Source organism: Ferrimonas kyonanensis DSM 18153 (assembly GCF_000425405.1).
Taxonomy (GTDB): Bacteria; Pseudomonadota; Gammaproteobacteria; order Enterobacterales; family Shewanellaceae; genus Ferrimonas; species Ferrimonas kyonanensis.
This window is the reverse complement of sequence record NZ_KE384363.1, coordinates 424,988-430,606: the sequence shown is the minus strand read 5'-3', so window position 1 is coordinate 430,606 and position 5,619 is coordinate 424,988. Positions and strand designations below refer to the sequence as shown.

The 5,619-nt window shown below is 56.7% G+C and carries 3 protein-coding genes; all 3 read right to left on the bottom strand.

What is annotated here, in order from left to right:
- Window positions 1-965 precede the first annotated feature (965 nt).
- The 3 genes from H598_RS0115440 to H598_RS0115430 are packed head-to-tail and all read right to left on the bottom strand — an operon-like array spanning window position 966 to window position 5,087.
- Complete coding sequence (locus H598_RS0115440) at window positions 966-2,408, bottom strand: PepSY-associated TM helix domain-containing protein (protein ID WP_084144494.1); 1,443 nt, start codon at window positions 2,406-2,408, stop codon at window positions 966-968.
- Complete coding sequence (locus tag H598_RS0115435) at window positions 2,405-2,974, bottom strand: hypothetical protein (RefSeq protein ID WP_028113798.1); 570 nt, start codon at window positions 2,972-2,974, stop codon at window positions 2,405-2,407. Before H598_RS0115435 ends, H598_RS0115440 begins: the two co-directional genes overlap by 4 nt.
- The gene (locus H598_RS0115430) at window positions 2,964-5,087 is read right to left on the bottom strand and encodes a TonB-dependent siderophore receptor (RefSeq protein WP_169629298.1); all 2,124 of its coding nucleotides are present in this window, start codon (window positions 5,085-5,087) and stop codon (window positions 2,964-2,966) included. Before H598_RS0115430 ends, H598_RS0115435 begins: the two co-directional genes overlap by 11 nt.
- Window positions 5,088-5,619: the final 532 nt, after the last annotated feature.

Genomic DNA, 5,619 nt, shown 5'->3' with positions numbered 1-5,619 from the left:
AGTGGCGTTAGCGAACAAGCTGGCGCGTATAGCCTGGAGCATGACGGTCAGCGGCAACAAGTTTGAACTGACCCATGCGTTTGCAGTAACCAAGTAGTTAAGCTCCCTGAAGCCAGGGAGGTGCATTGAGTACCGCGTAACCTGAGTTTGCAAACCTTGATGAACAAACGGTAATCCGGCCTGGCAAGAGCCTGAAATAAGACCGACAGTAAATGTCGTCCCAGCGTGTAGGCTGCCAGGTTCGGACCACATTATGGCGCTACCTCGAGAAGGTAAAACAGACGCCGGATATACGTCCGCAAACCGACCTCATCAAAGTCTTGCAGTTGCAGGGGCGTCCATATACGTCTTTTTTCACATTCAACCCCAAAGCCACTGGACCCTCGCGTTCGCAAGGGCGACGGTGCTAATGGGGTGGTTTTTGCGGTAAATCAGCTCTGCCGTGGCTACGGCAGAGCTCAGCATTGGTGATTACCACTCAACGTCCAACCATCTCTCCGTCGTGCCCGCGTACGCGGGTACCCAGCGTCTTTTTTACATTCAACCCCAAAGCCACTGGGCCCTCGCGTTCGCAAGGGCGACAGTGCTAATGGGATGGTTTTGCGGTAAATCAGCTCTACCGTGGCGACGGCAGAGCTCGGCATTGGTGGTTACCACTCAACGTCCAACCATCCCTCAGTCGTGCCCGCGAACGCGGGTACCCAGCGTCTTTTTTCACATTCAACCCCAAAGCCACTTGGCCCTCGCGTTCGCAAGGGCGACGGTACTGATTGGATGGTTTTGCGGTAAATCAGCTCTACCGTGGCGACGGAATTGGTGATTACCACTCAAGGTTCAACCATCCCTCCGTCGTGCCCGCGCACGCGGGTACCCAGCGTCTTTCGCTCTTAGTCATTCTCGCGTTCGCAATGGCGGTGGTTGGAGGATATGGGCCCTCACGTTCTCAGGGGCCCACAGGATAGGGGTTACAGCCGTTCCAGCTGAGGTTGCGGCTGCTCACTGGTTGGAGAGTACTGCGGACGACTGCGAATTAACAGCCACAGCGCAGCACCCAGCAACCCTAAATTCAGCCAGACGGCCGCACCGTTGTGAGTCCATCCCTGGTGAGTCAATGCGTAGCCCAGTAGCAAGACGATCAATGACAGAGCCAGCAACCGTTGCAGTTTGATACCCGGGTGACGGGTCTGAACCGAACTCCACAACAGGCACAGCCCCAGGCCAAGCAGCAAGCAGCCGAGCGGAGGAATCGACAGCAGGTGGTCACCGAGGGCAGCAAAGACCAGAGACAGCGGTACGCCCCAGACCCAGCCTGCCCATAGGCTTTGCAGCTTGATGCTTCTGGGTTGTTTGCGCAGCCAGATGCTGATGCCGCTGACACAGACAACGGTTAGTGACAGCCCAAGTACCAGGTAGGCCAATTTGACTCCGAGGCCATCGAACAGGCCGAAATGCAGGCGGTAAACCGAGTAAATCAGCTGTCGACCCCATGGGCCGTCGGACATCCCCTGTTTACCCAGATAGCTGCCGGATACCGTGAAGCGGTAGATCTCGGAGTAGATCAAGCGCCCGGGCAGAGTGGCGGCCACTTCAACAAACTGCTGACGGGTTCCTGGCTGTTGCCAAACCAGATACAACGGGCTGGCATCCGGTGCCACCTCGGTCATGGTGTGCATAATCTTGGTGGCATCGATGGGGGTGACATCGGCATCCAGTACCGGGTCACTGCCGTAGACTTGGTCGATCAGCGCCTGCTGACTGCCGCCGTAGATCAGCGGTATGGCCAGCGCCATCAACAGAGTCACCACACCAAAGAAGGCACCGGTAACGGACATCATCAAGTGAAACGGAACTCCCCATACCGACAGACGATTATGCAGGTCAATCTGGCTTTGAGGCCCGCTGCCTCGGCGAAGGCGAAAGGCGTCTTTAAACAGGCGTCGATGGCTGATGAGTCCGGAAAGAATCAGGCTGGTGAGTAAGACACCGAGAATCCCCACGATGATCACGCCGACTTGCCCCGGCATCAGCAGGTGGGTGTGCAGTTCGCTCAGAGTGTGAATTACCCCTTCGTTAACCGGTTGCTGGCGGATGCCTTGCTGATCCAGCCACCATTCCGACTCCTCGTCGCTCAGGTGGGTACGAGGTAACCCAGTGGTGGGAAACACCACCCATAACGACTCCGGTGAGGCATCATTACTGCTCTGATAGTCATTAATGGCCTGTTGAAGGGATTCTGGAGGAAGGTGTGAGTATTCACTCACCTCGGGTTGCTGCCAGCGTTTCCACTCCTCGGCGGGCACCAGCAGCGTACCGGTGAGGCAGATCAGGTACAGCAAGGCGGCCATCATCACGCCCACTCGAGTGTGGGACAGCGCCAGTTTTTTCTGGACGGTCGATAGATTCATCATTGCACTCCCATCACCATGGCCACACTGAACAGGCTGATGAGCGTCAGCAGGCCGGCATGGCGCCAGAAGCGGTCACTGGCACAGACCCAGCTTGCCAACCCGGCCCACAGGCAGGGAAACAACAGGGCGGCGATCACCATTTGGTTGGCTGCATCCATGGGCAGCAGCCCGCATACCGCCAGAGTGAGCAAAGCGCTGGCGAGGGAGGACAACACTATGCCGTTTATCGTCCGGGCCCCCAGGGCGCGCCATGGAACCGAGTAAGGCTGAGGTGGCCGCAGGGGCGCCTCAGTGTGAGTCTTAGGTTCTAGGTTGGACAGAGTCAGCAGCCAGGCACAGGCGCTGATGGTGATCAGCTGATAGATCACGCCAAATTCCGGACCTACCTGCAGCACCCACAATGGCGTCGCCAGCATGACACTGCCCCAGCCTACCCACAGCACGGCAGCAGAGCCGCTTCGGCGTCGCCAGTGCAGATAGACCAGCCCCAAGCCGACAAAGGTCAGCAACGGGGCCAGCAGCGCTGGCCCCGCTCCCACTTCGGTTAGCCAAAGATCAGAAAACATACTTGATGCGGCCATTGATGGTGCGTTCGTCACCGACGAAACAGTCACCACGGTACAAACAGGTGGCGTAGTAGTCTTTGTCGGTCAGGTTACGAACATTCACGGTAAAGTCCCACTGGTCCCACTCATACCCCAGCATCAGGTCCACCAAGGTGTACGAAGGGGTCTTATGCAGATCGGCGCCGCCGTAGCTTTCACCGGTGTAGCGGATACCCAGGCCAGACTTAAAGCCTTCGAGGTTGAACGGGCGGTAGCCCAGCCAGCTTGATGCCTGATACTCCGGTACGCTCGGCAGTTGGTAGCCTTCGGCGCTTTCGGTATCCAGTTTGCTGCCGTTGATTTCCAGAGTGAAGTCACCCAGTTCTACCTGGCTTTCCAGCTCCCAGCCGGTGATATTGGCTTCGCCTTGCTGCTGCTGATACTCACCAACCAATGCTCGGGGATCATTGAGGTTGGTTTGCTTGATGTCGAACCAGGCCAGAGTGATCAACCCGGGGAAGTTGATGGGCTGGTATTTAATGCCCAGCTCAATCTGTTCGCCCTCCTGAGGTTTTAAGGCATTGCCACGGCCATCGTCGCCAATCACCGGATTAAAGGACTCGGCGTAACTCACGTAGGGTGCCAGGCCGTTGGCCAGCTTGTAGATCAGTCCGCCACTGAGGCTAACGGCATCGTCACTCTGAGTGCCGGCCGCCGCCTTGGTTTCGCTGTCGTCAAAGCGCGCCCCCAGAGTCAGGGTCAGGTTGTTGTAGGAGATCTGGTCACTGAGGTAGATCCCCAAGTCTTTACTGGTGGTGCTTGGGTTGTTTTTATACAGGGCGTTGAGCAGCTCCATCGGTGGCAGGTTGCTGCTGTACACCGGGTTGAAAGGGTTTTGCCAGAAGGTATCGCCGTACTGCTCTGTCCCGGGAGCAGCGCCGACGGCATAGGCTCGGGCGCCATCGTTGTCGGTGGTCACGTTTTGATACTGGATGCCCAGCAACAGTTCATGCTCCAAAGCGCCGGTATCAAAGCGACCAAACAGGCGCAGGTCGGCGGCTTTTTGTTCGGAGCTGGCGTCGCTGATGTAAAAAGTCCGCGGGGTCAGGCCATCTTTATAGAGACTGCCATCAGGCAGGGTAATGAAACGGTCGGCCCCCATAAACAAGGGGTTGCTGCTGGGCAGAAAACTGGTCCAGGCCTGGCGGTAATCCGCCTCGGCATCGGTGTAGCGACCGGTAAAGCCTAACCGCCAATAGTCATTGAGATCCAGGCTGGCCAATACCGTGGTGGCTAGGGTTTCGGAGTCGTAGTTGTTGAAGTCAGGATCGCCGGTATTGGTGCTGCTGTCGATGGTTTTGCCATTGGGGGACGGCAGCAGGGTACCTTGAATGGGCAGGAACTGAGCGGCGGGATCACTGTCGGTCTTGGTGTAGTTCACCAACAGGGTGATCTCGCTGTCGTCACTGGGACGCCAGGTCAGAGACGGTGCCACCACCCAGGTGTTGTCTTCGACGTCATCGATCTGGGTGTCGCTGTCGCGGTACAGGCCTACAAACCGGTACAGCAGGCTGTTGTCGTCGTTGAGGTTGCCGGTAGAGTCGAAGGCGAACTGGGTACGGTTAAAGCTGCCGTATTCCAACAGGACTTCGTGGGCGTTGGTGTCTTTTGGCAGTTTGCTGACTACGTTGACCAGACCACCGGGAGAGCCTTTGCCATAGAGGACGGACGCGGGTCCTTTGAGGATCTCTACTTGCTCCAGGGTATAAATTTCGGCGCGGGTATTGTTGTAGTTGCCGAACAGCGACTGCAGGCTGTCCTGATACTGAGGCACATCCAGGCCGCGGACTTTAATCCAATCGCCCCGTGTGGCAAAGCCATAGGTTTGGCCGGTGACGCCTGCACTGTAGTTGTAGGCATGATCCAGACTCAGAACCCCTTTATCAATGAGCTGTTGTTGGGTCTCGATGGTAATTGAGCGGGCAGTTTCGATAATGGGGGTGTCGGTCTTAGTGGCTGAATACCGGTTAAGCTGACCAACAACCTCAATTCTTTCAATATCCTGGTTGTCATCGGCTAACGTGGGAGTAACCAGCAAGATGCTGCAAGCCGCTAAGCCTGTTACTGATTTCACATCCATCTCCTTGCTATATTTTTGTAATGATATTGCTAATGAGAGGTATTCTCATTGTGTTTTGAAGTAATGTCAATTGGTGTCGCCTGTGTTTTTATCTCTTTAGGGGGGGAGTTGGAATGGAGCGAAAATAAGTGAGCTTTATCTTCTTTCTTGTTGTGTTTGCTTTTGGGCGCTGTGCCCGCGCACGCGGGTAGGCAGTGTCTTTTTCGCATTCAACCCCAAAGCCACTGGGCCCTCGCGTTCGCAAGGGCGACGGTGCCAATGAGATGGTTTGCGGTAAATCTGCTCTGCCGCGGCGACGGCAGAGCTCGGCATTGGTGGTTACCACTCAACTTCCAACCATCCTTCCGTCGTCTCTGTTACCGCTGTAGGTTAGCCCTCCCTCCGTCGTGCCCGCGCACGCGGGTACCCAGCGTCTTTTTTACATTTAACTCCAAAGCCACTGGGCCCTCGCGTTCGCAAGGGCGACACGGTTTGGGTTGGTGAGTGTGGCGGCACCGGTTGCCGCAGGGGAGTGCAGCTCTCACCG